The organism is Corynebacterium sp. 32222D000AT (assembly GCF_053546955.1).
The window spans coordinates 113460-139043 of the sequence record NZ_JBPPVW010000005.1 but is presented as its reverse complement, the minus strand read 5'-3'; the positions used below and the strand labels follow the sequence as shown (position 1 = coordinate 139043).

General features: G+C 67.3%; 26 protein-coding genes and 1 tRNA gene. 16 read left to right on the top strand and 11 right to left on the bottom strand.

Annotated features, from left to right (window positions below):
- Positions 1–4: 4 nt before the first annotated feature.
- Positions 5–1063 carry a histidinol-phosphate transaminase gene (gene hisC / locus ACEE23_RS04765; protein ID WP_368521458.1) on the top strand — a complete coding sequence of 353 codons (1059 nt, stop codon included), beginning with the start codon at positions 5–7 and terminating at the stop codon, positions 1061–1063.
- Between the two features lie 44 nt (positions 1064–1107).
- Positions 1108–1560 carry a phage holin family protein gene (locus ACEE23_RS04760; protein ID WP_368520531.1) on the top strand — a complete coding sequence of 151 codons (453 nt, stop codon included), beginning with the start codon at positions 1108–1110 and terminating at the stop codon, positions 1558–1560.
- Here ACEE23_RS04760 and ACEE23_RS04755 read toward each other — a convergent pair.
- Positions 1557–1832 carry a MoaD/ThiS family protein gene (locus tag ACEE23_RS04755; protein ID WP_368520532.1) on the bottom strand — a complete coding sequence of 92 codons (276 nt, stop codon included), beginning with the start codon at positions 1830–1832 and terminating at the stop codon, positions 1557–1559. The genes ACEE23_RS04760 and ACEE23_RS04755 overlap by 4 nt on opposite strands.
- Before the next feature lie 128 nt (positions 1833–1960).
- On the opposite strand from ACEE23_RS04755, the gene ACEE23_RS04750 reads away from it, so the two are divergent.
- From ACEE23_RS04750 to ACEE23_RS04735, 4 genes are read left to right on the top strand one after another with little or no spacing between them, the layout of a single operon-like run.
- Positions 1961–3160 carry a molybdopterin molybdotransferase MoeA gene (locus ACEE23_RS04750; protein ID WP_368520533.1) on the top strand — a complete coding sequence of 400 codons (1200 nt, stop codon included), beginning with the start codon at positions 1961–1963 and terminating at the stop codon, positions 3158–3160.
- 45 nt (positions 3161–3205) lie between these two features.
- Positions 3206–3679: a MogA/MoaB family molybdenum cofactor biosynthesis protein gene (locus tag ACEE23_RS04745; protein ID WP_368521457.1), complete on the top strand. Its 474-nt coding sequence runs from the start codon at positions 3206–3208 to the stop codon at positions 3677–3679.
- Positions 3669–4136 carry a molybdenum cofactor biosynthesis protein MoaE gene (locus ACEE23_RS04740; RefSeq protein WP_368521456.1) on the top strand — a complete coding sequence of 156 codons (468 nt, stop codon included), beginning with the start codon at positions 3669–3671 and terminating at the stop codon, positions 4134–4136. Before ACEE23_RS04745 ends, ACEE23_RS04740 begins: the two co-directional genes overlap by 11 nt.
- Positions 4133–5281, top strand: a complete 1149-nt coding sequence (locus tag ACEE23_RS04735) for a ThiF family adenylyltransferase (RefSeq protein ID WP_368520536.1) — start codon at positions 4133–4135, stop codon at positions 5279–5281. Before ACEE23_RS04740 ends, ACEE23_RS04735 begins: the two co-directional genes overlap by 4 nt.
- Before the next feature lie 93 nt (positions 5282–5374).
- On the opposite strand, the gene ACEE23_RS04730 is transcribed toward ACEE23_RS04735, so the two are convergent.
- Positions 5375–5459 (bottom strand) — tRNA-Ser (locus ACEE23_RS04730).
- 123 nt (positions 5460–5582) lie between these two features.
- Between ACEE23_RS04730 and ACEE23_RS04725 the strand changes: the two genes are divergently transcribed.
- Positions 5583–6545: an NAD(P)H-quinone oxidoreductase gene (locus tag ACEE23_RS04725; RefSeq protein ID WP_368520537.1), complete on the top strand. Its 963-nt coding sequence runs from the start codon at positions 5583–5585 to the stop codon at positions 6543–6545.
- Here ACEE23_RS04725 and ACEE23_RS04720 read toward each other — a convergent pair whose 3' ends face one another.
- The gene (locus ACEE23_RS04720; protein ID WP_368520538.1) at positions 6546–7790 is read right to left on the bottom strand and encodes an aminotransferase class V-fold PLP-dependent enzyme; all 1245 of its coding nucleotides are present in this window, start codon (positions 7788–7790) and stop codon (positions 6546–6548) included.
- 300 nt (positions 7791–8090) lie between these two features.
- Between ACEE23_RS04720 and wzm the strand changes: the two genes are divergently transcribed.
- From wzm to glfT1, 3 genes are read left to right on the top strand one after another with little or no spacing between them, the layout of a single operon-like run.
- Positions 8091–8939, top strand: coding sequence for a galactan export ABC transporter permease subunit Wzm/RfbD (gene wzm / locus ACEE23_RS04715; RefSeq protein ID WP_409338202.1), 849 nt, complete (start codon positions 8091–8093; stop codon positions 8937–8939).
- 14 nt (positions 8940–8953) lie between these two features.
- Entirely contained in the window at positions 8954–9754 is an 801-nt protein-coding gene (gene wzt, locus ACEE23_RS04710) for a galactan export ABC transporter ATP-binding subunit Wzt/RfbE (RefSeq protein WP_290224192.1), read from the top strand.
- A gap of 55 nt (positions 9755–9809) precedes the next feature.
- Positions 9810–10721, top strand: coding sequence for a galactofuranosyltransferase GlfT1 (glfT1, locus tag ACEE23_RS04705; protein ID WP_368520540.1), 912 nt, complete (start codon positions 9810–9812; stop codon positions 10719–10721).
- A 24-nt stretch (positions 10722–10745) separates the two neighbouring features.
- On the opposite strand, the gene ACEE23_RS04700 is transcribed toward glfT1, so the two are convergent.
- The 4 genes from ACEE23_RS04700 to ACEE23_RS04685 are packed head-to-tail and all read right to left on the bottom strand — an operon-like array spanning position 10746 to position 13141.
- Complete coding sequence (locus ACEE23_RS04700) at positions 10746–11222, bottom strand: GtrA family protein (RefSeq protein ID WP_409338199.1); 477 nt, start codon at positions 11220–11222, stop codon at positions 10746–10748.
- 19 nt (positions 11223–11241) lie between these two features.
- Positions 11242–11658: a GtrA family protein gene (locus ACEE23_RS04695; protein WP_368520597.1), complete on the bottom strand. Its 417-nt coding sequence runs from the start codon at positions 11656–11658 to the stop codon at positions 11242–11244.
- Positions 11659–11707: 49 nt separating this feature from the next.
- Complete coding sequence (locus tag ACEE23_RS04690; RefSeq protein ID WP_409338200.1) at positions 11708–12610, bottom strand: hypothetical protein; 903 nt, start codon at positions 12608–12610, stop codon at positions 11708–11710.
- A 57-nt stretch (positions 12611–12667) separates the two neighbouring features.
- Entirely contained in the window at positions 12668–13141 is a 474-nt protein-coding gene (locus ACEE23_RS04685) for a hypothetical protein (protein ID WP_368520541.1), read from the bottom strand.
- A gap of 33 nt (positions 13142–13174) precedes the next feature.
- On the opposite strand from ACEE23_RS04685, the gene ACEE23_RS04680 reads away from it, so the two are divergent.
- From ACEE23_RS04680 to ACEE23_RS04670, 3 genes are all read left to right on the top strand, one after another.
- The gene (locus tag ACEE23_RS04680; RefSeq protein WP_368520542.1) at positions 13175–13450 is read left to right on the top strand and encodes a hypothetical protein; all 276 of its coding nucleotides are present in this window, start codon (positions 13175–13177) and stop codon (positions 13448–13450) included.
- 161 nt (positions 13451–13611) lie between these two features.
- Positions 13612–15027 carry an FAD-binding oxidoreductase gene (locus tag ACEE23_RS04675; protein ID WP_368520543.1) on the top strand — a complete coding sequence of 472 codons (1416 nt, stop codon included), beginning with the start codon at positions 13612–13614 and terminating at the stop codon, positions 15025–15027.
- 12 nt (positions 15028–15039) lie between these two features.
- A complete protein-coding gene (locus tag ACEE23_RS04670; RefSeq protein WP_368520544.1) occupies positions 15040–15798 on the top strand; it encodes a decaprenylphospho-beta-D-erythro-pentofuranosid-2-ulose 2-reductase in 759 nt (252 codons plus the stop codon).
- Here ACEE23_RS04670 and ACEE23_RS04665 read toward each other — a convergent pair.
- On the bottom strand, positions 15795–16130 hold the full coding sequence (locus ACEE23_RS04665) for a hypothetical protein (protein WP_368520545.1): 336 nt from the start codon (positions 16128–16130) through the stop codon (positions 15795–15797). The two genes, ACEE23_RS04670 and ACEE23_RS04665, sit on opposite strands and share 4 nt — an antisense overlap.
- 150 nt (positions 16131–16280) lie before the next feature.
- Here ACEE23_RS04665 and ACEE23_RS04660 point away from each other — a divergent pair, with 150 nt between their 5' ends.
- Positions 16281–18263 (top strand): galactan 5-O-arabinofuranosyltransferase, encoded by a 1983-nt coding sequence (locus ACEE23_RS04660; protein ID WP_368520546.1) that lies wholly within the window; start codon positions 16281–16283, stop codon positions 18261–18263.
- Between the two features lie 58 nt (positions 18264–18321).
- Complete coding sequence (locus ACEE23_RS04655; protein WP_448871277.1) at positions 18322–21780, top strand: arabinosyltransferase domain-containing protein; 3459 nt, start codon at positions 18322–18324, stop codon at positions 21778–21780.
- Positions 21781–21820: 40 nt separating this feature from the next.
- Here the strand turns inward: ACEE23_RS04655 and ACEE23_RS04650 are convergent, their stop codons facing one another.
- Positions 21821–21985 (bottom strand): hypothetical protein, encoded by a 165-nt coding sequence (locus ACEE23_RS04650; protein WP_448871279.1) that lies wholly within the window; start codon positions 21983–21985, stop codon positions 21821–21823.
- A 155-nt stretch (positions 21986–22140) separates the two neighbouring features.
- On the opposite strand from ACEE23_RS04650, the gene ACEE23_RS04645 reads away from it, so the two are divergent.
- On the top strand, positions 22141–22725 hold the full coding sequence (locus ACEE23_RS04645; RefSeq protein ID WP_448871281.1) for a hypothetical protein: 585 nt from the start codon (positions 22141–22143) through the stop codon (positions 22723–22725).
- Positions 22726–22730: 5 nt separating this feature from the next.
- Here ACEE23_RS04645 and ACEE23_RS04640 read toward each other — a convergent pair whose 3' ends face one another.
- Positions 22731–23633 carry an alpha/beta hydrolase gene (locus ACEE23_RS04640; RefSeq protein ID WP_448871283.1) on the bottom strand — a complete coding sequence of 301 codons (903 nt, stop codon included), beginning with the start codon at positions 23631–23633 and terminating at the stop codon, positions 22731–22733.
- 2 nt (positions 23634–23635) lie between these two features.
- Positions 23636–25570, bottom strand: a complete 1935-nt coding sequence (locus tag ACEE23_RS04635; protein WP_448871285.1) for a M13 family metallopeptidase — start codon at positions 25568–25570, stop codon at positions 23636–23638.
- Positions 25571–25584 lie beyond the last annotated feature (14 nt).

Sequence of the window (25584 nt, the reverse complement as noted above, 5' to 3'; positions counted from 1 at the left end):
TTCCATGATTCGCCCTGACCTTTCCTCCCTACCCGCCTACCGGCCCGGCGCGCGCAACGATGACGCCGTGAAGCTGTCCTCCAACGAGGCCAGCCACCCACCGTTGCCGGCCGCGCAGGAGGCGATGAACCGTGCCGCCGCCGGGGCCAACCGCTACCCGGACATGGGCGCCGTGACCCTGCGCGAGGCCCTGGCCCAGCACCTGGGCGTGGACTTCGACGAGGTGGCGGTAGGTACCGGCTCCTCGGCCATCTGCCAGCAGCTGGTGCAGGTGACCTCCACCGCCGAGAGCGAGGTCATCTTCCCGTGGCGCTCCTTCGAGGCCTACCCGATCTTCGTCCAGGTGGTCGGCGCGCAGCCGGTGGCCATCCCGCTGGGCGCGGACCACGGCATGGATCTGGCCGCTATGGCCGGCGCCATCACGGAGCGCACCAGCCTGATCTTCCTGTGCAACCCGAATAACCCGACGGGCACCACCATCACCAACCAGGAGTTCACCGACTTCATGGACCAAGTGCCCGGCGACGTCATCGTCGCCCTCGACGAGGCCTACTTCGAGTACAACCGCGCCGCGGATACCCCGGACGCCACCCAGTACCTGCGCCAGTACCCGAACCTGGTGGGCATGCGCACCTTTTCCAAGGCCTACGGCCTGGCCGGGGTGCGCGTGGGCTACGCCTTCGGCGCCGCGAATATCATCGCCGCGCTCAATAAGGTGGCCGTGCCGTTTTCCGTCAACGCCGTGGGCCAGGCCGGCGCCCTGGCGTCGCTGGCGGATGCTGCCACGCTCCAGTCCCGCACCGACGAGGCGGTCGAGCAGCGCGAGCGCGTCGCCGCCGAGCTGGCCGATTTCGGCAGCCCGCACTCTGAGGCCAACTTCGTGTGGCTGCCGGCGCCGGCCATCGCCGCTTTTGGCACCCCGCAGGAGCTGGCCGCCCAGATCGCGGCCGAGGGCGTGCTGGTGCGCGCCTTCGACGAGGGCATCCGCATCACCGTGACCACCGCGGAGGAAACCGACGCGCTGGTGGCCGCCTTCCGCGCCGCCACGGCACAGGCGGACTGACCGCTAGAATGGGGCGAAACGTCAACCGCTAGGAGTGCCCCGCCATGCGTACCCTCGTCAACCTGGCCCTGAACGTGGTGGCCATCGCGATCGCCCTGTGGGTCGTGGTCACCTTCGTGCCGGGCGTGGACATCGTCCCGCCGGCGGCCAACGGCTTCAACGAAATCGGATCGACCAACGAGCCCGGCTCGTCTGGCACGTTCATCGCCGTGGCCATCGCCTTCATCGTGGTCAACGCGGTGGTTACCCCGGTGCTGCGGATCCTCGGCGCGCCGATTACCTGCCTGACGCTGGGGCTGTTCATCCTGGTCATCAACGGCGCCGTCCTGCTGCTGGTCGAATGGCTGCTCAACCAGCTGGATCTGGGCGTGGGCAACCTGGCCATCGACGGTTGGTGGCCGGCCATCCTGGGCGCGGTGGTGCTCTCACTGGTCTCCGGCGTGGTCAACTTCTTCACCAGCCCGGTCCGGCGCCTGGCCAGCGGCGGCCGCTCCTAGCCGCCCGCGAAAGGCGGCAGGACGTCCACGCGGGCGACCCCTGCCAGGGCTACCTCGCGGTAGCTGTCCCCGGCGGCCGAACCGTCGACGAGGAAGGTGCAGCGAGGAAGGATTTCCTCCAGGCCCATCCCCGCCTCCGTGGTCCCCGGGTGCGCGGCGGCCAGCTGGTCCAGCAGCTCGCCTAGGCGGGCGGGCACCTGCGCGTCCGGGATCTGCTCCTGGGCCGTCCCGGCGGCGGCGCGGGCGGCCGCGAAATAGTGCACCTCCAACATGGCCTCTACTATGCCGGGCTAGGGCGTTCCTTGTCGAACCCGCCACCCCAGCGCGACTAGAACGCTCGTTCAGTCCGCGGCCAACTCTTTTCCGCGGCCGCCGCGCCGGGGCGGCTAAGATGGGGCCCATGCGTACTCCGGAACAGCACCATGCGGAAGTCAAGCAATTGCTGGATGACTGCGGCGCGCTCCACCGCAGCCGGCACCACGAGGTAGCACTGAGCGAATCCTTGGGCGCCACGCTGGCGACGGACGTGGTCGCCGCCTATGACTCCCCCCGCTTCGATAATTCGCAGATGGATGGCTATGCCCTGCCCACCGCGGCGGGAGGGACCTTTACGGTCGGTGAGACCATCCCGGCCGGCACGGATCCGGATCGCTTCTACGCGGACGGCCTGGACGGCCAGGCCGCGCCCATCATGACCGGCGCGAAGGTCCCGCGCGGCACCGCCGCCATCGTGCCAGTAGAGCGCACCGAGCCGGCGGACTTTCTGGCTAAAGGTGAGACCGTCACGGCCCCGGCCGTGCCGGAGGGCCAGTTCGTGCGCGCCGCCGGCAGCGATATCTCCCGCGGCTCCACGCTGGTCACCGGCGGCACGCGCATCAACGCGGCGGTCATCGCCACCCTGGCGGGCCAGGACATCCCGACCCTCAACGTGGTCGCCCCGGCGCGGATCGTGATCTGCACCGGCGGGGCGGAGATCGGTAGCAGCAGCGCGGACCTGGCGGATCGCTCGGCCGCCATCCCGGACTCGAACGGGCCCATGCTCACGGCCCTGGCCGCGGAAGCCGGCATCGTCGTGGCCGGCCACGTGCGCACCGACGACGATCCGGACAAGCTGCGCCGCGACCTGGACACCGCCATCGCGGAGCTGCAGCCGGACGCCATCGTGACCTCCGGCGGCATCAGCGCCGGCAAGTTCGAGGTCGTGCGCCAGGTGCTGGAACCGCACGGCTGGTTTGGCCACGTCGACCAGCAGCCGGGCGGCCCGCAGGGGCTGGCCAAGCTTTCCGGGACGCCGGTCATCTGCCTGCCGGGCAACCCGATCTCCTCGCTGGTCAGCTTCCACCTCTACGTAGCCGACCTGCTGGGGACCACCCTGCCGGCCCTGCCCGCCCAGCTCGCGCACCCGGTGACCGGGCTGGACGACCGCGAGCGCTTCCTGCGCGGCCACATGACCATCGGGGCCGACGCCATCACCGCCAGCCAGGTCGGCGGGCCGGGTTCCCACCTGGTCGCGCAGGCCATCGGCGCCGACTGCCTCATCCGCATCCCCATCGCCGCGGAGCTGGACGCCGGCGCCCAAGTGACCATCTACCCGCTGTAATTCTTTGTAATTTTCCCCGAATGTGAAGGAATTGAAGGAGCTGCCATGACCCGCACTGGACTCGTCATCGTCGCCTCGACCCGCGCGGCCGCCGGGATTTACGAGGACCGCTCCGGCCCCATCGCCGTGGAGTTCCTGCGCCGCAAGGGCTTTGATACTCCCGACCCGGTGGTCGTCCCCGACGCCGAGATCGAGCAGGCCGTCGAGACCGCCTTCGCCGCCGGGCACTCCGTCATCCTGACCTCCGGCGGTACCGGCCTGAGCGCGGACGACCGCACCGTCGAGGCCGTCGCCAAGCACCTGGAGCGCGAGCTGCCCGGCATCCCCATGGCCTTCTGGCAGAAGGGCCTGGAATCCGTGCCCACAGCCCTGGCCTCCCGCGCGGTGGCCGGGGTGACCGGCACGACTTTCGCCATGACCCTGCCCGGTTCTACGGGAGGGGTGAAGGACGGTTGTTCAGTCCTGGAAGAATTAGTGGTTCCCCTGGTTGACATGCTAGAAGGGACACATGAGCACTAACGGGGATCCGGATTACGTCCACGCCCAGACCGGCAAGGTCCTGGGCGCTTTCCTGACGCAACAGCCCCTCGAAGAACTGGTCGGCCCCGCCCGCGAGGAGGTCCTGACCCCGGCGATGGGCGCGGCGGTGACCTTCGATGGCATCGTCCGCGATCACGACGGCGGCCAGCGGGTAAAACTGCTGACCTATTCCTCCCACCCCAGCGCCGATGCGGAGATCGCCCGCATCGCTGGCGAGGTCGCCGCCGCGCACCCGGCGGTGCGCCTGTGGACCGCCCACCGCACCGGGCCCCTCACGATCGGCGAGCTGGCCTTCGTGGTCATCGCGGCCTCGGCCCACCGCAAGGACTCCTTCGTCGCGGCCGCGGAGCTCGCCGACCGCGTGAAGGCCGAGGTTCCGATCTGGAAGGAACAGCTGCTGGACGACGACTCGGTGCAGTGGGTGGGAATCGAATGAGCACAGGGCAGCCCGGCGCGGATCCGCAGTTCAGCCCTGCGGAAGTCGCGCGCTACCGCCGCCAGCTCAGCCTGGCCGGCTTCGGCCGTGAGGCCCAGGCGCGGCTGCGCGCGGGGCACGTGGCCGTCATCGGCGCCGGCGGGTTGGGCTCGCCCGCCTTGTTGTACCTGGCCGGGGCCGGGGTCGGGCATATTACCGTCTTCGACGACGACACCGTCGGGGTATCCAACCTGCACCGCCAGGTCATCCACACCGACGCCGCGGCCCGCGCGAACGAGCCCAAGGCGGAGTCGGCCCGGCGGGCCATGCTCGCCCTCAACCCGACTGTCGAGGTCAACGCCGTCTCCGCGCGCCTGACAGCGGACAACGCCGAGAAGCTGCTGGCGGATGCCGACGTGGTCCTGGACGGATCCGACAACTTCGCCACCCGCTACCTGGCCTCCTACGCCTGCGCGCGGCGCGGCATCCCGCACGTGTGGGCCTCCATCCTCGGCTTCGACGCGCAGATGACCGTCTTCTGGGCCGGCCGCGGGCCCATCTACGAGGATCTCTTCCCCACCCCTCCGCCGGCCGGTTCGGTGCCCAGCTGTTCGCAGGCCGGCGTGCTGGGCCCGGTGGTCGGCACCGTCGGCTCCGCCATGGCGCTCGAGGCCCTCAAGCTGCTGACCGGCGTCGGGGCCCCGCTCATCGGCCGGCTCGGATACTTCTCCGCCCTCGACGGGATCTGGGAATACATCCCGGTAAACGGCGATCCTTCCGTCGCCGAGCGGGTCTGCGCGCACGGGCCGGTCACCGACGCCCCAGCCACGGAGGAGCCCACCGCCTCCTCGCCGGCGGCCTACCCGGACGTAGAAGAAACCGAGACCATCCCCGCCGGCGCGCTCGTGCTCGACGTGCGCAACCCGGACGAGGTCGCCACCTTCGCCCTCGACGGTTCGGTGAATTGTCCCCTGCCCCGCCTGCGCGAGGGCTATACCCCGCCCGAGGTGACCGCCGCCTTGGATAATGATCGGACCGTGGTGGTCCACTGCGCCGGCGGCGTCCGCTCGGCCGAGGCCGTGCACCTTTTCCACGAGCGCGGGCTTACCGGCCCGCTCTACTCGCTGCGCGGCGGGATTGATGCCTGGTTGGATTCGAAGGGCTAAGGAAAATATCGACCTTTGCCGCCCCGCGCGCACGTTTCCCCAGGTCGGGGTTCGGCGAAAAGGACAGAAGGCGATATTTTCCGAAGCCTTCGGCGGAGACGGCGGGATTTGAACCCGCGGTGAGTTTCCCCACGCTGGTTTTCAAGACCAGTGCATTCGGCCGCTCTGCCACGTCTCCATCTGCCGCCCGCAGGCGACATGCTCACCTTACCCGAGCGGGTCTCCGCTCCGGTAAAGCGGGGCCTTTGCTGCGGATTCTCTACCTGCGGAAGCTGGGGAAGTTTCGGTACCGTGGAAGGGCATGAAGGCAATCATTCAAAAAGATCCTGATACCCCACGCTCGCTCGAGCTCGCCGAGGTGGACCGGCCCGAGCTGCAGCCCGGCGAGGTGCTGCTCAAGGTCCACTACGCCGGCGTGAACCGCGCCGATATCCTGCAGACGCAGGGCAACTACCCGCCGCCGCCGGGTGCCTCGGAGCTGCTCGGCTTGGAGTGCGCCGGCACCATCGCGGACGCGGGCGACACCGATCTCGAGGTCGGCCAGGAGTTCGCCGCGCTGCTCGCCGGCGGCGCCTACGCGGAATACGTCGCGGTGCCGGCCGGTCAGCTGCTGCCCATCCCGGAGGGCTACAGCCTGGAGCACGCGGCCTCGGTCGTCGAGGTCGCCTGCACGGTGTGGTCGAACATCGCCATGGAGGCCGGCCTGCACGAGGGCCAGACCATCCTGATCCACGGCGGCGGGGGCGGCATCGGCACCTTCGCCATCCAGGTCGCCAAGGCGCTCGGCGCCCAGGTGGCGGTCACCGCCGGTTCGGCGGAGAAGCTGGAGGCCTGCCGGAAGCTCGGCGCGGATATCCTCATCAACTACCACGAGCAGGACTTCGCCGAAGAGCTCAAGAATTCCTGCGACGTCATCCTGGACATCATCGGCGCGAAGTACCTGAAGCAGAACATGAAGGCCCTGGCCAAGGACGGCCACATGGTCACCATCGGCTTGCAGGGCGGGACCAAGGAAGAGCTGAACATGGGCATCCTGGTAGCCAAGCGCCTGACCCTGCAGGGCACGACGCTGCGCGCGCGTTCCCTGGAGGACAAGGCGGCCATCGTGCGGGATACCGTGGACAACGTCTGGCCGTGGCTGGCAGACGGCACGGTGCGCCACCACTGGCACGCCACCTACCCGCTGGCCGAGGCCGCCGAGGCCCACGCGGCCCTGGATTCCGGCGAGGTCACCGGCACGCTGGTGCTGCAGGTCGCGGACTAATTAAGCCAGCGAGGCCACCACGCGCGTGAGGTGCTCCACGTCGCAGGCCGTGTTGAACGGCCCCAGGGCGACGGTGACGGCGCCGCCAATTTCGTCGGCGCCCATCTCGCTCAGCAGCGGGGTCGCCGGGGCCAGCGTGGTCACCAGGCGGTTATCAAAGAGCCGCTGGTGGACGGTCTCCGCGGGCACGCCGTTGACGGCGAAGCTCAGGCGCGGCAGGCGATCCTCCTTCGCGCCCGCGGCGGCTTCCCCGGTCACGCCCAGGATGTGGACGGCGGGCAGGGTGCCGAGGAACTGGTAGAGATCGTCGCGCAGCCCGTTCAGGTAGGGCTCGAGTAGCTCCATCGAGGCCGTCAGGCGGCGCCGCCGGGATCCGCGGCCGACGGCTTCGCCGCCCAGGGCGGCGAAGTGATCGATGAGCGGGCTGACCCCGCCAGCCAGGCCCGTGGACACGGGGGTCTCCAGCTTCGCCGCGCCGTGGCGGCCGGGGCTGAGCGCGTCGATCCGCTTGAACATGCGGGTGTCCCGGAAGACCAGGGCGGCGACCTGCGGACCGCCGAGCTTGCCCAGGTCGACGCCCAGGATGTCGGCGCCGAGCGCGTCGATATCCACCGGCCGGTAGCCCGCCGTGGCGGAGATGTCCACCAGGGTCCAGGCCCGGGAGCGGGTGTTGACCTTCTCGATGATTTCTGCCACCGGCGCCACCGTGCCCAGCAGCTCGTGGCCGGCGGCCAGGGAGACCAGGCGGGTCGAGCCGTCGACGAGATCGGCAAACTGGAAGGCCGGCATCTCCCCGGTCCCCAGGTCCGGCTGCGCCCAGCGCACCTGCGCGTCGACCTCCGTGAAGGCGGAGTAGAGCTCCGGCGGGTCCAGCTTGGACAGCACCACGGAGGAATTAGCGCGCAGCAGCGGCGCGATCGCCCGCGCCAGCGCCTGGTAGAGCACCGGCAGGTTGGCGCCGAGCACCACGCGGTCGGCGGTAGCGCCCACCAGGTCGGCCACGGCGGTGCGCGCGGAGTCGATATAGTACTGCCCCTCCAGGCGGCCGGGCTGCGGCGCTGCGGAGTGCGTGCCGGAGGGGATGTCCTGATCCGCCACCGAGGCGGAGGTGCGGAAAGCACGGGATACGCCCGCGATCACCTTTTCCGGGATTTGCGGCACGTCGTGTGCATTCAGATACGTCCAACCGCCCGACAAGCCGGTATATAGGCCGCGCACACTGGCGACATCGTACCGTGTGACCATGCGGTTCGAACCCTCCTTGGGTGGTTGTTGCGGGCGCGGCTTCGCGCCTTATGCCACCCCACTTTATACGCCACTTCACCACAATACTGAAATGCCCAGGATCGGCTATTCCGCTCTGTTATTAGGTATATATTCACCATCTTTATGCCGCCATTAGCTGCGCTGGAGGCGTGCGGAGCCGGCCGGTAATTTGGCCAGTTGTGCGTTAACTCTCGGGCGGCAAGACCCACTTTTGCCCTTCAGCGCGATAGGGTATTTCACGTGCAAGACGAAAATAAACTGCAGGAAGACGTAGCGCGCATGACGGCTACTCCGGACGGCGGCGCCCCGGAGTCGAAGTCCATGACGTTCAGCGCCGCTTTCGGCGATCTCATCCAAGGCGCCAAGCAGCGCGAACTGTGGTTCATGTTGGGCCTGCAGGACATCAAGCAGCGCTACCGCCGCTCGGTGCTGGGCCCGCTGTGGATCACCATCGCCACGGGCGTGATGGCCGCGGCGCTCGGCCTTTTGTACTCCATGCTGTTCCAGATCCCGGTCGCGGAGTTCCTCCCCCACGTCACCGTGGGCCTGATTATGTGGAACTTCATCTCCGGGGCCATCAAGGAAGGCTCCACCATCTTCATCGACAACGAGGGGCTCATCAAGCAGCTGCCCGCCCCGCTGTCGGTGCACGTCTACCGCCTGGTCTGGCGGCAGACGCTGTTTCTGGGCCACAACATGATCATCTGGCTGCTGCTCATCCTCATCTTCCCCCGCCACCTGGGCTGGGAGTTCTTCCTGTTCATCCCGGGCCTGTTCTTGCTGCTGGTCAACGGCGTGTGGGTAGCGATGTTCTTCGGCATTATTGCCACCCGCTTCCGCGACGTGGCCCCGCTGCTGGAGGCGCTGACCCAGCTGCTGTTCTACGTCACGCCGATCGTCTGGATGACCAACACCCTGAAGGACCAGGGCGGCGCCGTGGCGGACCGCGCCCGCATCGCGGAGATCAACCCGCTGTACCACTACCTGGAGGTCGTGCGCGCCCCGATGATCGGTGAGCCGGTGGCCGCCTACCACTGGTGGATCGTCATCGGCTGCACTATCGCCGGCCTGTTCATCGCCGGTCTGGCCATGCGCAAGTGGCGCTTCCGCGTGAGCTACTGGGTCTAGAAGGAGCACCAACTATGGTTTCTATCGATACTTACAACGCCTGCGTGGACTTCCCCATCTTCGACGCGAAGTCCCGCTCCCTAAAGAAGGCAGTGCTCTCCTCCGCCGGCGGCGCCATCGGCAAGAACTCGGACAACACCGTGGTGGTCGAGGCCCTCAAGGACATCAACCTGCACCTGCGGGAGGGCGACCGCGTCGGCCTGGTCGGCCACAACGGCGCCGGCAAGTCCACGCTGCTGCGCCTCCTGTCCGGCATCTACGAGCCCACCCGCGGCTCTTCCGACGTGCGCGGCCTCGTCGCGCCCGTCTTCGATCTGGGCGTGGGCATGGACCCGGAGGTCTCCGGCTACGACAACATCATCATCCGCGGCCTGTTCCTGGGCCAGACCATCAAGCAGATGAAAAAGAAGATGGACGAGATCGCGGAGTTCTCCGAGCTGGGCGACTACCTGTCCATGCCGCTGCGCACCTACTCCACCGGCATGCGCGTGCGCCTGGCCCTGGGCGTGGTCACCTCCATCGAGCCGGAGATCCTCCTGCTGGACGAGGGCATCGGCGCCGTCGATGCCGCCTTCATGGCCAAGGCCCGCGTCCGCTTGGAGGAGCTGGTCAAGCGCTCCGGCATCCTGGTCTTCGCGTCCCACTCCAACGACTTCTTGGCGCAGCTGTGCAACACCGCCCTGTGGATCGACCACGGCGAGATCCGCTCGGCCGGCGAGGTCGCCGACGTGGTGGCCGACTACGAAGGCCCCGAAGTGGGCGAATACGTCCGCGACCTGCGCAAGCGCTTCGAAAACGAGGACGCGCAATCCTAGTTCCGCTGGGTGTCAGTAGCCGGGCCGGCGCCCCGCCGGTGGCACAATAGAGCGCATGACTGCCACCTTGCATTCCTCCGGCACCACCGCCGCCGTCATCGTCACCCACCAGCGCGCCAAACTGCTGCGCCTTTCGCTGGATCAGGTGGTCAACCAGACCCACCCGGTCGACTGGGTGATCGTGGTGGACAACGGCGCGGAGGACGCCGTGCGCGACTCCCTCGAGGAACTGGCGGGCGAGCGCGCGGTCTACGTGCCCTCGGAGACCAACCTGGGCGGGGCCGGCGGCTTCGCGCTGGGCTTTTTGACCGCGCTATCCCTGGGCGCGGACGCCATCTGGTGCGCCGACGACGACGGCCGGCCGGCCGACCACTCCGTGCTGGAAACCCTCTACCGCGTGGCCGAGGCCCACCACCTGGCGGAGGTCTCCCCGGCGGTCTGCAACATCGACGACCCGCAGCGCCTGGCCTTCCCGCTGCGCCAGGGCCTGGTCTGGCGCCGCCGCCTGGACGAGCTGGAGGGCGACTTTTTGCCCGGCATCGCCAGCCTGTTCAACGGCGCGTTGATCTCCGCCAAGGCGATGGAGGTCATCGGCGTGCCGGACTACCGCCTGTTCATCCGCGGCGACGAGGTCGAGTACCACCGCCGGCTGGTCGGCTCGGGCCTGCCCTTCGGCACCGCACTGAACTGCGCCTACCTGCACCCGGACGGCTCGGACGAGTTCAAGCCGATTTTGGGCGGGCGGATGCACACCCAGTACCCGGAAGGCGAGTTCAAGCGCTTTTTCACCTACCGCAACCGCGGCTACCTGCTGTGGCAGCGCGGCATGCGCAAGCTGCTGCCGCAGGAATTCGCCCGCTTCGGCTGGTTCTTCCTCATCCAGCGCCGCGACCCGGCCGGCTTCATCGAGTGGTTAAAGCTGCACAACCGCGGCCGCACCGAGGACTTCCGCCGGCCTAAGAATTAGCGTTAAAGCCCTAGTAGCTAGCGCCTAGTCCACCTCAAAGCTCTTGCGCGTGGAGCGGAAGATGATCCAGCGCTGGACCCAGAAGTTCACGAAGGTGGCCAGGCCCTGGGAGACGGCGTAGGCCACCACCAGCGCCGGGGTGGACGGCCAGTCGAGGTCGTGGTCGAGGAAGCCAAAGCCCCAGCGGTAGAGCGTGATGTTGACCAGGAAGGTCAGCGCGTAGGTGGCGGCCACCGCCAGCAGGCGCCGCAGGCTGGGGCGCGCGTTGAACGTCCACTTGCGGTTGAGCAGGTAGGCCGTGAGCGTGCCCACGACGAAGCCGACGGAGCGCGCCCCGGTCTCCCCCAGCACGCCGAGGGCGATCTGCAGCAGCCAGGTCAGACCCAAGTCCACGACCGCGGAGATGGCGCCGGTGATAATAAACTTGGTGGATTGGGCGCGCAGCGAGTTCGACTGGGACAACCGCCCCGCCATCTTCGATAGGTCTGCTTGCTCCGCCACTAGTTTCTCCGCTACTTGCCTACTTGAACACGAATACTCGCTGGACGACGAAGTTGGTCACCGTCGCCACGCCCTGGGCGATGACGAAGGCCACGGTGTTTTTGACCGCGCCGTCCAGGCCCAGCGCCATCAGCGGCGAGTTGAGCAGCCAGAACAACAGGTTTTGCACCGCGAAGGTGCAGCCGTAGAGCACCGCCACCGTCGCGGCGGTGCGACCGGTCACCTGCGCGCCGAACGTCCAGCGCGCGTTCGCCATGTAGGCGGCGATGGTGCCGAAGACCCAGCCGATGGCCTTGGCCGCGGAGCGGTGCAGGCCGAGCGCGATTAGCAGCATGGTCAGCCCGTAGTCCAAGGCAGCGGTGAAAACGCCCACCGCGATGAAGCGCCCCAGCTGCTGTTTCAGGGATCCGCGTTGGACTTCGGTATTCTCCGGCATGTCATTCACGGGTCACTAGCCTACCGCCTGCGCCCCGCGGCCTTGATGATCAGCGCCGCAGCAGCGCGCGGTAGATATCCAGGCGCTCGACCGGGGAGGCCTTCTTCTCCCCCAGCCCGCCAATCTCCGCCAGGGCGCTCAGCGAGGCCTCGCACTCGTGGCGGGCCTGGTCGGCGGCGAGCTCGGAGCCGTCGTCATCGACCCAGCCCAGGGCGTTCATGGTGGTCTCGATGACGCTGTCGGTGACCTCGGGCCCGGACAGGCAGGCCAGCCCCAGCACCGTCGACCAGAAGGCGTCCTTGCCCTGGGAGGTCACCTCCCGCGGCAGGCTCGCCAGCACCCGCTGCGCCTGGGGGCTGATATCCCCCTCGCGCTCCAAGTCGAGCGCCTGCAGCAGCGGCACGAAATCATAAAGCCGGGTGCGCTCGACTATCTGGCGCACCTCGTCGGTGACCAGCTCCAGGACCTCGTCGATGGTGTCCTGCCCGGTCAGCGCCGCATTGACCGCGGTTAGGTTGAAGCTCGAGCCCGGGAAGGAACCCGATCCGCCCACGCACAGCGCCCGGGGCGATCCCGCGTCGCGCGGGTAAATATCGGCGACCACCAGGGAAAAGTCCCACAGCCCCCAGGTGTAGTCCACCTGCGAGCCCACGCGCCACAGGAACTCCGAGACCTGGTGGGTGGGATCGATGCGCTTGCCGCGGGCGTCGTGGTGCTCGAAGAAGTGCCAGGGCGAGTCCTCGTCCGGCAGGTCGAAGCAGACGGTGAGGACGTCGTGGAGGTCGTGGAAGGACAGGGCGTCGTTCAGCCCGATCTGGCGGTGGACCTCCGCGTCGGCGCGCACGTTGGAGACCTGGCAGATGACGGTCAGCGGCTCGCGCGCAAGGCGCACCAGCTGATCCCCGCGGCCGCGGGCGGCGCGGATATCGGTGACGCTGGCCATCTCTGACATAGGCCCCAGCGTAGCGCTTTCGCCGCTAGCTAACCGTTGCCCCAGTTGAGACGGACCTTAATCCGCGCGGCGGGCGATCTCCCGGGCCTCTGCCTCGCTGACCACGAAGGTCAACCCCGCCCCGATGGCCCCCAGCAGCGTCCACGGCTTGCTGACCCCGCGCTTGCGCAGCCAGCCGACCACCCGGCGGGTGACCGCGATGTCCAGCGCCGCGCCGAGGGCGAAGACCGCCACGCCGGCCACGATGGACCACGCGGGCAGGGTCGGGGCGTCGTCCGGGACCTGGCCGAACTCCTCGTCGTCTTCGTCCTGGGCGTTCAGGTAGCCCACCAGGCCCAAAAAGCCGGCGGCGGACAGGGCGTAGGCGCCGATGAGCACGGTGCGGTTTTTGATCCAGTCCGGGTAGGAAGTCACCACGCCGATGATCGCCGATTGGGCGATCCTTCCGGCGAGCGTGTCATCCAGGGCGTAGTTGTCAGTATTGTCTGCGCTGACCGTGGTTTCGGTCCGTTCGCGGTCGGTAGAAGTCATGACACCACTGTAGGCAGGGCTAGAATTGGGCGCATGTATTCTTCGGATCCGCAACACCTCACCCCGGCGCAGCAGGCGGCGAAAGACCAGACCCACGAAGACGACCACCGCCACGGCCACTTTCTGGCCACCGAGCACACCAACCTTCCCTTCGACGGGTTCATGACGCGGCTGATGGCCCAGGAGCTGCCGATGTTGGACTCGGCCTCCCGCACCCGGGTCATGGAGATCATCAAGGCCTACGACGGCCCGGTCATCTGCGCCCAGGAGGAGCTTCCCGCCGAGATCCGCGAGCTCATGGATCTCTAGGCTTCCTTCCCGAAAAGATAGAAACCGGGCACAAATAATACGGTTGTACTGCCCGTTTTGTTCCGAATATCACGAACTCGCCGCGCTGGCTTTCACACCTATACCGATCGGCACTAGGTAGGCTAGGGCATTGAACTATCCGTCAAGCAAAGAGTTGAAAGATGGAATTACACACCACTGAGAAGTCTCTCCACGGCTGGGGCCGCACCTCGCCGACCACCGCGCACGTGCTGTCCACCCCGGATGTAGATGTCATCAAGAACGCGGTCGCACAGGTTGCGGACGCCAACGCCGACGCCCCGCAGCACCTGCGCCGCGGCGTCATCGCCCGCGGCATGGGCCGCTCCTACGGCGACCCGGCCCAAAACGGTGGCGGCCTCGTCATCGACATGCAGGCACTGAACCAGATCCATTCCATCGATCCTGACAGCGCCATCGTGGACGTCGACGGCGGCGTCACCCTGGACCAGCTGATGAAGGCCGCCCTGCCGTTCGGCCTGTGGGTCCCGGTCCTGCCGGGCACCCGCCAGGTGACCATCGGCGGCGCCATCGGCCCGGACATCCACGGCAAGAACCACCACTCCGCCGGCTCCTTCGGTGACCACGTGGTCTCCATGGAACTGCTGGTGGCCGACGGCCGCGTGCTCCACCTGGAGCCGGAGGGCAGCTCCGATGACCCGGACGGCACCCTGTTCTGGGCCACCGTCGGCGGCATGGGCCTGACCGGCATCATCCTGCGCGCGCAGATCCGCATGACCAAGACGGAGACCGCCTACTTCATCGCGGACACGGACCGCACCGAGAACCTGGAAGAGACCATCGCCTTCCACTCGGACGGCTCGGAGAAGAACTACACCTACTCCTCCGCCTGGTTCGACGTCATCTCCCCGGAGCCGAAGCTGGGCCGCTCCACCATCTCCCGCGGCAGCCTGGCCACGCTGGACCAGCTCAAGGAATTCGCGCCGAAGCTGGCGCAGGATCCGCTGAAGTTCAACGCGCCGCAGCTGATGACCGTGCCGGACATCTTCCCGTCCTGGACCATGAACAAGCTGACGCTGTCCGCCATCGGTGAGGCCTACTACCTGATGGGCGCTCCCGCCCGGAACCAGGTCAAGAACCTCACGCAGTTCTACCAGCCGCTGGATCTCATCGGCGAATGGAACCGCGGCTACGGCTCCAAGGGCTTTTTGCAGTACCAGTTCGTGGTCCCCATGGACGCGGTCGAGCCGTTCAAGGAGATCATCCGGGACATGCAGCGTTCCGGCCACTACTCCGCGCTGAACGTCTTCAAGCTCTTCGGCGAAGGCAACCGCGCGCCGCTGTCCTACCCGATGCCGGGCTGGAACGTCTGCGTGGACTTCCCCATCCGCGAGGGCCTGGGCTCCTTCCTGGACGACCTGGACCGCCGCGTTATGGAATTCGGCGGCCGCCTCTACCTGGCCAAGGAGTCGCGTACCTCGGCGGAGAACTTCCACCGCATGTACCCCGGCCTGGAGGGCTGGCTGAAAACCCGCAACGAAATCGACCCGACCGGCGTCTTTGCCTCCGATATGTCGCGGCGCCTCGAGCTGCACTAAGAAAGGACACTCATGCTTAACGCAGTAGGCCAAGCACAACACATTCTCCTGCTCGGCGGCACCAGCGAAATCGGCCTGGGCATCGTCGAAGAATTCCTGGACCGCGGCCCGGCCAAGGTCACCCTGGCGGCCCGCCCGGGCTCCCAGCACTTGGAGGCCGCCCGCGCGGAGCTGGCCCACAAGGGCGCGGACGTGGAGGTCATCGAATTCGACGCCACCGACTTCGACTCCCACCCGGCGGTTATCGATGCCGCCTTCGCCCGCGGCGACGTCGACGTCGCCATCGTTTCCTTCGGCACCCTGGGCGATCAGGAACAGCTGTGGCAGGACCAGGCCAAGGCCGTGGCTTCTGCCCAGGTCAACTACACCGCGCCGGTCTCCGTCGGCGTGCTGCTGGGCGAGCGGTTCAAGGCGCAGGGCCACGGCACCATCGTGGCGCTGTCCTCGGTGGCCGGCATGCGCGTGCGCCGCTCCAACTTCGTCTACGGCGCCTCCAAGGCCGGCCTGGACGGCTTCTACGTCAACCTGGGCGAGGCCCTGCGCGGCGACGGCGTCAACGTGCTGGTGGTCCGCCCCGGCCAGGTCCGCACCCGCATGTCCGCCGAAGCTGGCGATGCCCCGCTGACCGTCAACGTCTCCGACGTCGCGAAGGACACCGTGCAGGCGGTCCTCGACGGCAAGCAGTCCATCTTCGTCCACCCGCTGTTCAAGTACGTGAGCTTGGCCTTCAAGTTCATCCCGCAGCCGGTTTTCCGGAAGCTGCCGTTCTAAATCGGTTCGCCGGTTGAGTCATAGGCCCCGGAGCTTTCGTTCCGGGGCAGCTGGCGACATTCCTGTTCCTCGGCATCGCCGAAACGGCTGACGTAGAGGCCCGCATCGCGCTGGGCCTCTTTTTCTGTCTGGCCGTTGCCAATCACCGTGCCCACAACGCGCGTGTCACCGGCCGCTCCCGGGCCTTCCACCGCGCATTCGACGGTCACTCCCACCTTCTGGGCGGGCACCGACTCCGACTCATCTTCGCCAAAGGACTGGCCGACCACGGGGACGGCGATAGCCACCGCCGCGACCGCGCCCGCCGCTGCGACTGCGTATCCTCGCTTCATAGTTTCTCTCTAGTTCTGATCACGGTAACCGCGTATCACCGTACCTAAGATCCCTGGTGCTGTATAGCGACGTACGCAGCCTCGTCCAGTATCCCCGTTCGCAGCGTGCGCTATGAGGAACGAGCCGCGCTATATGAGAAACTAGAGAGCATGTCCACTGAGTCCACCGTGACAACTCCTTCCGCACCTGCCTCCGCCCGGCCGCTGTCCCAGTTCGGCGATCACCGCGATGAGCTCGGCCGTGGGCCGGCGCTGCTGGCCATCCTGCTCGCCGCGCTGGGCGGCGGGCTGGTCACCCTGGCCGGCTGGGCAGTCTTCCGCTCGGTGTCCCTGCCGGCGTTTTCGACCTCGATGGTCACGCGCGCGTTGGCCACGGTAGGTATTGTCGCCACGCTGGTGGTGGTAGGCGTCCTGCTGTTTTTCTGGATCCGGGACGAGCACTCGGCCGGCCCGCGCCCGCGCTGGCGCGCCTGGCTGACCACCGTCGTGTCCTACCTTTCCCCGGCGCTGCTGGTGCTGTCCTCCATCGGCTTGCCGCTGTCGGCCAGCCGCCTGTGGCTGGCCGGCATCCAGGTCGACCAGGTCTTCCGCACGCAGTTCCTGACGCGGATGGCGGATACCGCCACGCACGCGGACATGAACTACCTGGATCTGCCCACCTTCTACCCGATGGGCTGGTTCTGGTTGGGCGGGCGCCTGGCCAACGTGCTGGGCATTCCCGGCTGGGAGGTCTTCCAGCCCTGGGCGCTAATCTCCCTGGCCATGTGCGGGTGCCTCCTGGTGCCTCTGTGGCAGCGCCTGGTCGGCTCCCTGCCCGTAGCCACCGCTATCGCGCTGACCACCACGGCCGTGACGCTGACCATTGCCGCCGAAGAGCCCTATTCCGCCGTCATCGCGATGGGCGTGCCGGCGGCGGCCTTCCTGTGCTCCCGGGCCTTCCACGGCTCCTGGCTGTCCACGCTAGGCCTGGCGCTCTTCCTGGGCGCTTCGGCCTCCTTCTACACCCTGTTCACCGGCGCGATCTCCCTGACCGTCGTCAGCTTCGTGGCCATCATTACCGCGGTGCTGGAGCGGCGCTGGGAGCCCATCGTGCGCCTGATCTGCATCGGAGTCGGCTCGCTGGCCCTGGCCGCCATCTGCTGGGGCCCGTACGTCCTCGGCGTGCTGCGCTCCGATGTCCCCATCAACTCCACCGCGCAGCACTACCTGCCGGAAGAGGGCACGCAGATCCCGGTGCCCTTCCTGGCCCCGACCATCATCGGGCTGCTCTGCCTCATCGGCCTGGTGTACCTGTTCCTGCGCCAGAACAACCGCGACATCCGGACCCTGGGCTGGGCGCTCGGCGGCGCCTACCTGTGGATCGCGGCATCGATGGTGCTGACCCTGCTGGGCAGCACGCTGCTCGGCTTCCGCCTGGAAATCCTCGTGGTCCTCATCATGGCCACCGCCGGCGTCCTGGCGCTGGCCGAGGTGCGCATGCACGGCATCGACAAGCTCTGGCCGCAGGGCTTTAGCCCCGCCACCAACCGCCGCATCACCGCCGCGTTCATGGCCGTGTTAGTGCTGGGCGGGGTCTTTTACGCCCAGCGCATTCCCGAGGAAAACGAGTCCGCCATCGATCACGCCTACACGGACACCGACGGCTACGGCGAGCGCGCCGACCGCTACACCAGCGACTCCTCCGGCCACTACCAGGAGATCCAGCGCTTCCTGGAAGACCACGGGGTAGTGCCCAACGAATCCGTGATGCTCACCGACGAAAAGCTGTTCATGGCCTACCACCCCTACTGGGGCTTTAACGCCTTCACCTCGCACTACGCCAACCCGCTGGGCCAGTTCGACGCCCGCAACGAGCAGATCGAGACCTGGGCCAACGACTCCTGGGACCAGACCCCGGAGGAGTTCCTCGACGCCCTGGACTCGGCCCCCTGGCGCGGGCCGGACGCCATGCTCTTCCGCGGCAGCCTGGAAGACTCCGCCGACGGCTTCAAGACCCACCTGGCCGAGGACATCTACCCGAACCAGCCGAACGTGCGCTACCGGGCCGTCTTCTTCGACTCCGAGGTCTTCGACGAGGCGCACTGGGCGATGGAACAGGTCGGCCCCTTCGTGGTCGCCGTCCGCACGGATTAGCCGGCGGAAGGTATGCCGCGACATGGAGTTTTAGCCGCGGTGCCGTAAACTATTCGCCGTGTCAGATAGCCTCGCAACTCCGTATACGCCAGCCGAACCCACCAGCCACGGCTCCCCCGCCCCCGGGTGGCTCCGTCTTAGCGCCATCGTGGCGGGCCTGGTGGGCTTCGTGCTGTTTATCGCCACGCCGCTGCTGCCGGTCAACCAGGTCCAGTCCTCGTTCAGCTGGCCCAGCGACGACTCGCTGAACTCGGTCAACGCGCCGCTCATTTCCTTGGCGCCGGAACAGCTGGAGGCCGATATCCCGGTCTCCGCTATCGACCAACTGCGCGAGGGGCAGACCCAGCTCTTCGGCACGCTGCCGGCCTCCTCCAAGGAGGCCACCGACCGCGGCCTCTTCGTCAACGCGGGCGACTTCGGCCTGTCGGTCAGCTCCCTGAACGAGGTCGTGCTCTCCCTGACCCCGGATCAGATGGAGCGCCTGGACGACAAGGACGTCATCCACATCTCCTCGACCGAGGACGAGACCACCGTCAAGGTGGGCCCGTTCTCCCAGTCGATCGATGACGACGACCTGCGCCCGCAGGTCACCGGCGCCTACTCGGAGATCGAAGACACCCCGGAAAACCTCGCCCAGCTGCGCGCGGACGGGCTCGACGTCCAGGTCGAGATCAACTCGCGGTTTACCTCTTCGCCCACCCTGATCAAGTCGCTGGCCATGTGGGGCGGCCTCGCGATGGTGCTGGTCAGCCTGTTCACGCTGTGGCGCATCGACCGCTTGGACGGCAAGCGCCCGGGCTTCGTGCCGGAGTCCTGGAAGAAGATCCGCCCGCTGGACGGCGTGGTCGCCGCGGTGCTGGTCTTCTGGCATATCTTCGGCGCCAACACCTCCGACGACGGCTTCATCCTGACCATGGGGCGGGTCTCGGAGAACGCGGACTACATGGCCAACTACTACCGCTGGTACGGCGTGCCGGAGTCACCGTTCGGTTCCCCGTACTACGACCTGGTGGCCTTCCTGTCCCAGATTTCCGCGACCTCGGTCTTCATGCGCCTGCCCGCGCTGGTCTCCGCGTTTCTCATCTGGTTCATCCTCTCGCGCGAACTGCTCCCCCGCTTCGGCGAGCTGATTGACTCGCGCCGCGTGGCCCACTGGACCGCGGCGTTGATGTTCCTGGCTTTCTGGCTGCCGTACAACAACGGTGTCCGCCCGGAACCGGTCATCGCGCTCGGCGTGATTTTCACCTGGGCCTCCTTTGAGCGCGCCATCGCCACGCGCCGTCTGCTGCCCGCGGCCGTGGGCACCATCGCCGCCACGCTGACCCTGGGCGCGGGCCCGACCGGCCTGTTCGCCGTCGGCGTTTTCCTGGTCTGCCTGCCGCAGCTGTTCAAGATCATGCGCGAGCGCCTGCCGCTGCTGGGCGGCGGGGCCACCGGCTGGCTGAGCATGATCGCTCCCTTCCTGGCCTCCGGCACGGCAATCTTCGTGGCCGTCTTCGGCGACCAGACCCTGGCCGCGGTGATGGAGTCCATCCGCGTGCGCTCCGAGGTCGGCCCGGCGCTGCCGTGGTACTCCGAGTACGTGCGCTACTCCACGCTGTTCCAGCAGTCCGTGGACGGCTCCATGACCCGCCGCTTCGCCATGTTCACCATGCTGTTCTGCCTGGTGCTCATCATCTACGCCTACATCAAGGACCACCGCGTGGCGGGCGCGCCGCAGGACATCACCCGGCGCCTGTTGCTCATCGTGGCCATGTCCATGTTCTTCCTGCTGTTCACCCCGACCAAGTGGACCCACCACTTCGGCATCTACGCCGGGGTGGCCGGCGTCATCGCCGCGCTCGGTGCGGTGGTCTTGTCTCAGATCGCGCTGAAGTCGCCGCGGGCGAGGACCTTCTCCCTGGCCGCTGTGGTTATCCTGCTGGCCTTCTCCACCGCCGGCTGGAATGCCTGGTGGTATGTCTCCTCCTTCGGCGTGCCGTGGTGGGACCGCACCATCCAGTTCCGGGCCATCGAGGCCAACACCGTGCTGCTGGCCATCGGGCTGATCCTCGTAGGCATAGGCATCTGGCAGTCCTTCCGCCACAACTCGCGCAAGGCGAAGGCCGAGGCCGCCGGCGCCACCGACGAATTCGCACGCCAAGAGGCCGCCCGGGTGTCCCGCTGGGCCGGGGTCATGTCGGCGCCTATCGCGCTGGCCTGCGCGTTCATCGTGGGTATCTCCGTGGCCTCCTTCGCCAAGGCCTATGTCGACCAGTACCCGGCCTACAGCGTGGGCAAGGGCAACACCCAGGCCCTGGCGGGCAAGACCTGCTCGCTGTCGGATGAAGCCATGATCGAGACCAATACCAACGACGCCTTCCTGGCCCCGATAGACGGCGACTTGGGTGACTCCTTAACCGATCCGGACAAGGACAACTACGGTTTCGACCCCAACGGCATCCCGGAGGATATCGAGCCGGAGGCGCAGAACTCCGCGTCGGTCGGCGCTATCGGTGACTCCGGCTCGGCCGGTTCCGCCGCCTCCGGCGGCAACCGTTCCGCCGGCGGGGACGTCTCCGACTCGGACGCTACCGGTTCCGACGACTCCGAGGACTCCAGCCACAAGGACTCCGCCAGCAAGGCGGCCGAGGAATCCGGCGCCTCCGAGGGCGGTTCCCGCGACACCACGGGCGTCAACGGCTCGGTCAAGCACCTGCCGTTCAACTTCGACTACCACCAGGTACCGGTCTTAGGCTCCTACAACGAAGGCCAGAACTCGACCGCGAAACTGACCACCAAGTGGTTTAACCTGCCCGAGGAGAAGGAAAACTCCCCGCTGATCACCGTCGGCGTGGCCGGCAAGATCCACCACCACGACGTCAACGGCGTGGAGCAGGAGGGCATGGACGTCACCCTCGAATACGGCACCGCGGACGAGACCGGGCGCGTCTCCAACACCGGCGAGGTTGAGATGATGGACGTCGGCGCCACCCCGAAGTGGCGCAACCTGCGCTACCCGCTGGCCGACATCCCGGACGAGGCCAACGTCGTGCGCATCGTCGCCGTGGACGACTCCACTAACGAGGACGACTGGGTCGCCGTGACCCCGCCCCGCGTGCCGGAGCTGACCAGCATGACCTCGCGCTTCGACAGCTCCCGCCCGGCCCTGCTGGACTGGTCCACCGCCTTGCAGTTCCCCTGCCAGCGCACCTTCGACCACTACGCCGGCGTGACCGAGATTCCGGAATTCCGCATCCTGCCGGACGCTCCGGCGCAGACCTCCCTGACCGACTTCCAGTCCTTCAGCGGCGGCGGCGCCATGTCCACCTCGGAGGCCGTGAACTACTCCTACGAAATCCCCAGCTACCTCAACAATGATTGGGACCGCGACTGGGGCTCCATCTACAAATACGAGTTGCGCACCAACTCCGAGGGCATCGCCCCGGACAAGGCCGATATCAATCTGGAAGACATCACCCGCTCCGGCTGGTGGAAGAACTCCGAGATGAACGTCCGCCCCGAGGGCGAAGAATAGACCTCCGCACCCGCCTCAGCTAAAAACCGGCTGAGGCGGGTTATTTCTGGAAACGCTTAGTCAGGACATAAACCCCCATGGCCGCAGCGTAGGATACCGCCACGAGCACCACCGAGCGCTCCACGGAAGCAAACCCATCGAAGGTAACCCCACCGATGGAAAAGACCAGCATGAAGGCGAGTAAGGCGTTGAAATATGGGGTCATGTGCTGTCCTCCTGCTGTGGCTTAGTCAATGAACAAGGGCCAGCGTAGCAGAGGCATGAATTTGCTATCGAAAACTATTTCGAAGTAAAACGCCCGGGTGTCCAGCGCTTTTTCTACACTCTTTTCATCTTTACTGTCTCATCTAGGGAGGACCCATGAAGAGAGTCTTCACCCTTGTTCTACTGTCCGCCACGGCCCTTAGCGCTGCTGCCTGCTCGAGCGAGGAGCAAACAGACAACGCTGGGGAGACGATCTCCGCCGCAGCGCCCAGTACCACAAATGCCCCGGCCAACGAGTCCCAGACAATCGAGTTTGGCACTCCCTTCGAGACCTCCTCGCTGCCCGACAACGAGGCCTATCTCACCATCACCGACGCCACCGTGGGCGAGGAGTGCCACTACGGCACCTACGGGGTTCCCGAGCAGGACGATCTCGCCTCGGGCAAGCAATACCTGCAGGTGTGGGGAGAATTCGACGTCCAGAAGCTGGACAACCCCATGAGCGCTAATGGCGCGATGCTCAAGGGGCCGGAAATCATCGACGACGAGGGCTTCACCCAGGAAGCCGACTTCGCCGTCGACTGCCAGATGGCCACGGACGGCGCGGAAGATTGGTTCGTCATCCGGCACGGGGGCGAGAAGTCCCGCATCTACGGGGCCTTCGTCATCCCGAACAACGCGAAGCAGGTGAAACTCTATGGTCGGACCATGGATGTCGCACCTGCTACCCAGGAAAGCTAATTGCGTTAGCTCACCCCGCGGAGAAACTCCGCAACGTCACGGATGCGCTGACGCATGACAGTCGGGGTCTGGAAGCGGTGCCGCCCGGCGTAGTCCCGGGTGGTGATGTGGCTGCCTTTAACGTCCGGGTGGGCGGCGACCTCGTCCTGGCGGGCGAGCTGGAGGAAGGTTGACGGCCAGCTCTCCGGGTCGGGGAGCTCGTGCCCTGCGCGCAGCTCGTCCGGCAGGGCCGCCAGGGCGCCGAAGTCCGGGAAGGTGAGCACGAGGGCATCGGCAAGCGGGGCGGCGAGTGCGGCCAGTGCGGCGCCGGAGGAATAACCCCAGACCACGACCTTGTCCGCGCCCTGGTCGCGGCAGTACTCGACCGCCTTGGCTACCGCCTCGAGCATCTGCCCGACCGAGTGTTGCGGCACCAGCGGGTAGTCCAGGTCCACCGCGTGAGCCCCGCTCAGCCCGACCGCGGCGGCGACCTCCGGGCGCCACTGCATGTCCAGGGCGCTACCGGAACCGCGCCACCAGCCGCCCGAGTGCAGGCTGACCACCCAGGTGCCCGAATGCGCGGTCTCCTGGGTGGAGGAGAACTGGCAGGCGGGGAGCTCGGGCAGGTCGGTCTGCTCCACGTCGCGGGTAAAAGCCACGCCCGGCAGGCTGTGGTCCACCCCGGTGCCCAGGACCATCATGGCCGCGTGGGTGACGCGGTCGGGCAGCTGAGCGCAGTAGTTGTCCGCCGGGGCCGGATCCCCCGCCCCGCCCTTCCACGGCGGGGTGAAGTCCGGCAGCTCGTAGTGGGCGTCGATATAGGAGGCCAGCTGTTCGAGCTGGGCGTCGTCGTCCAGCTGCCGGTCCTGGCCGCCGATGAACCATTCTTGGCCCTCGTCCAGGGGGCGCGCGTTATCCGGAGTGCTCATAACTACCAGATGGTCACGCGCTGCTCGGGGGCGACGTACATCAGGGAATCGGCCGGCACGTCGAAGGCTTCGTAGAGCTCCGCGACGTTGGCGGCGATCAGGTTACAGCGGAACTCCGCCGGGGAGTGCGGATCAATGGCCAGGTACTGGGTGGCCATCTCCGGGCGGATGGCGGTACGCCAGACTCGCGCCCAGGCCAGGAACAGGCGCTGCAGGCCGGAGTAGTTCTGCTCGTAGAGCTCCGGCTCGGCGCCATCGACCTCGAAGGGGGCGAGTTTCTCGTGCGGATCGATGCCCTTGTCGCGGCAGTAGTTTTGGTAGGCCACCACGGCGATGCCCAGGCCGCCCAGGTCGCCGATGTTCTCCCCCAGGGTGAACTTGCCGTTGACGCCGGAGGACTCGATCCCGTTGTCCTTGAGCACCGTGGGCACCTGGCCGTCGAACTGCTCCACCAGCTGGGCGGTGAGCTTCTCAAACGCGGCGCGGTCCTCATCCGTCCACCAGGAGTTCAGGTTGCCCAGGCCGTCGTACTGCGAGCCCTGGTCGTCGAAGCCGTGGCCGATCTCGTGGCCGATGACCGCGCCGATAGCGCCGAAGTTCTCCGCGGCGTCCGCCTCCGGGTTGTAGAACGGCGGGCGCAGGATGGCCGCCGGGAAGGTGATGTCGTTGACCACCGGGTTGTAGAAAGCGTTCACGGTCTGCGGGGTGGTGACCCACTCGTCGCGGTCGGCCGGCTTGCCCACCTTGGACAGCTCGTAGTCGTGGGAGAAGGCCGCGCCGCGCCGCGCGTTGTCCACCAGGTCGGCGCCCGCGGGGCTAAAGCTTAAGTCCCCGTAGTCGCGCCAGGTATCCGGGTAGCCGATCTTCGCCTTGAACTGGCCCAGCTTCTCCAGCGCCCGCTCGCGGGTGGCCGGGGTCATCCACTCCAGGGTGCTAATCCGCTCGCGGTAGGCGGCAATCAGGTAGTCCACCAGCTCGTCCATCTCCCGCTTGGAGGAGGCCGGGAAGTGCTTGTCCACGAAGGCGCGGCCGATCTCCTGCCCCACGAAGCTCTCCGCCAGGCCCACCGCGCGCTTCCAGCGGTCGCGCTGCTGGGTGGCCCCGGACAGGCGGGTGCCGTAGAACTCGAAGTTCTTCGCCCCCACCTTCTCCGGCAGCAGGGCGGCGCGGGAGAGCAGGATGTGCCAGGTGGCCCACAGCTGCCAGTCGGCGATCCGGTCCTCGGTAAACAGGCCGGCCAGGTGGTCGAAGTAGGACGGCATCATGGAGACCACGCGGCCGTCCTTGATTCCCCCGGCGCGCACGATGGTCTGCGCCACGCGGGGCACGTCCTTTAGCTCAACCGGGTTGTAGGTCTCCACCGCGTTGCGGGTGGCGACCACGTCCCAGTGGCCGGCGGCGATGTCGGTCTCCAACTGCACCACGCGCTGCGCGGCGACCTCCGCGCCCAGACCGAAGAGGCGGGCCGGATCCAAAAAGCCCAGCATCTGCGCCACGTGCTCGGTGTAGGCGCGCAGGGTGTCCGCGTGCGCCTCCTCGCGGTAGTAGGCCTCGTCCGGCAGGCCCAGGCCCGACTGGATGAGGTAAGGGACGGCGTCCTCGGAGCCGGAATCCTTTTCCACCCAGAAGGTCACCGGGGCGCCCACGCCCTCGCGCTCGAGCTGGCCCAGGACTTCCGCCAGGGCGTCCATGTCCTCGACGGCCAGGCGGTCTAGGTCCTTATCCAACGGGGCGAGGCCGGCGCCGTTGACGCCGTCGACGTCCATGAAGGAGGCGTAAAGCGCGCCCGGGCGGGAGTCATCGCTTTGCACGATCTCGTGCACCATCTCCTCGGCCTCATCGCGCAGGCCGTGGAACGTACCGTCCACGCCGCGATCGTCCGGGATGACGTGTGCGTCGAGCCAAGGTCCATTGACAAACTGGTAAAGGTCTTTCATACCCACCCAGCTTA

What these genes read in the sequence shown, in the direction of transcription:
- hisC (WP_368521458.1), top strand. Translation starts at nt 5, where the DNA reads ATGATTCGCCCTGACCTTTCCTCCCTACCCGCCTACCGGCCCGGCGCG.
- ACEE23_RS04760 (WP_368520531.1), top strand. Translation starts at nt 1,108, where the DNA reads ATGCGTACCCTCGTCAACCTGGCCCTGAACGTGGTGGCCATCGCGATC.
- ACEE23_RS04755 (WP_368520532.1), bottom strand. Translation starts at nt 1,832, where the DNA reads ATGTTGGAGGTGCACTATTTCGCGGCCGCCCGCGCCGCCGCCGGGACG.
- ACEE23_RS04750 (WP_368520533.1), top strand. Translation starts at nt 1,961, where the DNA reads ATGCGTACTCCGGAACAGCACCATGCGGAAGTCAAGCAATTGCTGGAT.
- ACEE23_RS04745 (WP_368521457.1), top strand. Translation starts at nt 3,206, where the DNA reads ATGACCCGCACTGGACTCGTCATCGTCGCCTCGACCCGCGCGGCCGCC.
- ACEE23_RS04740 (WP_368521456.1), top strand. Translation starts at nt 3,669, where the DNA reads ATGAGCACTAACGGGGATCCGGATTACGTCCACGCCCAGACCGGCAAG.
- ACEE23_RS04735 (WP_368520536.1), top strand. Translation starts at nt 4,133, where the DNA reads ATGAGCACAGGGCAGCCCGGCGCGGATCCGCAGTTCAGCCCTGCGGAA.
- ACEE23_RS04725 (WP_368520537.1), top strand. Translation starts at nt 5,583, where the DNA reads ATGAAGGCAATCATTCAAAAAGATCCTGATACCCCACGCTCGCTCGAG.
- ACEE23_RS04720 (WP_368520538.1), bottom strand. Translation starts at nt 7,790, where the DNA reads ATGGTCACACGGTACGATGTCGCCAGTGTGCGCGGCCTATATACCGGC.
- wzm (WP_409338202.1), top strand. Translation starts at nt 8,091, where the DNA reads ATGACGGCTACTCCGGACGGCGGCGCCCCGGAGTCGAAGTCCATGACG.
- wzt (WP_290224192.1), top strand. Translation starts at nt 8,954, where the DNA reads ATGGTTTCTATCGATACTTACAACGCCTGCGTGGACTTCCCCATCTTC.
- glfT1 (WP_368520540.1), top strand. Translation starts at nt 9,810, where the DNA reads ATGACTGCCACCTTGCATTCCTCCGGCACCACCGCCGCCGTCATCGTC.
- ACEE23_RS04695 (WP_368520597.1), bottom strand. Translation starts at nt 11,658, where the DNA reads ATGCCGGAGAATACCGAAGTCCAACGCGGATCCCTGAAACAGCAGCTG.
- ACEE23_RS04690 (WP_409338200.1), bottom strand. Translation starts at nt 12,610, where the DNA reads ATGTCAGAGATGGCCAGCGTCACCGATATCCGCGCCGCCCGCGGCCGC.
- ACEE23_RS04685 (WP_368520541.1), bottom strand. Translation starts at nt 13,141, where the DNA reads ATGACTTCTACCGACCGCGAACGGACCGAAACCACGGTCAGCGCAGAC.
- ACEE23_RS04680 (WP_368520542.1), top strand. Translation starts at nt 13,175, where the DNA reads ATGTATTCTTCGGATCCGCAACACCTCACCCCGGCGCAGCAGGCGGCG.
- ACEE23_RS04675 (WP_368520543.1), top strand. Translation starts at nt 13,612, where the DNA reads ATGGAATTACACACCACTGAGAAGTCTCTCCACGGCTGGGGCCGCACC.
- ACEE23_RS04670 (WP_368520544.1), top strand. Translation starts at nt 15,040, where the DNA reads ATGCTTAACGCAGTAGGCCAAGCACAACACATTCTCCTGCTCGGCGGC.
- ACEE23_RS04665 (WP_368520545.1), bottom strand. Translation starts at nt 16,130, where the DNA reads ATGAAGCGAGGATACGCAGTCGCAGCGGCGGGCGCGGTCGCGGCGGTG.
- ACEE23_RS04660 (WP_368520546.1), top strand. Translation starts at nt 16,281, where the DNA reads ATGTCCACTGAGTCCACCGTGACAACTCCTTCCGCACCTGCCTCCGCC.
- ACEE23_RS04650 (WP_448871279.1), bottom strand. Translation starts at nt 21,985, where the DNA reads ATGACCCCATATTTCAACGCCTTACTCGCCTTCATGCTGGTCTTTTCC.
- ACEE23_RS04645 (WP_448871281.1), top strand. Translation starts at nt 22,141, where the DNA reads ATGAAGAGAGTCTTCACCCTTGTTCTACTGTCCGCCACGGCCCTTAGC.
- ACEE23_RS04640 (WP_448871283.1), bottom strand. Translation starts at nt 23,633, where the DNA reads ATGAGCACTCCGGATAACGCGCGCCCCCTGGACGAGGGCCAAGAATGG.
- ACEE23_RS04635 (WP_448871285.1), bottom strand. Translation starts at nt 25,570, where the DNA reads ATGAAAGACCTTTACCAGTTTGTCAATGGACCTTGGCTCGACGCACAC.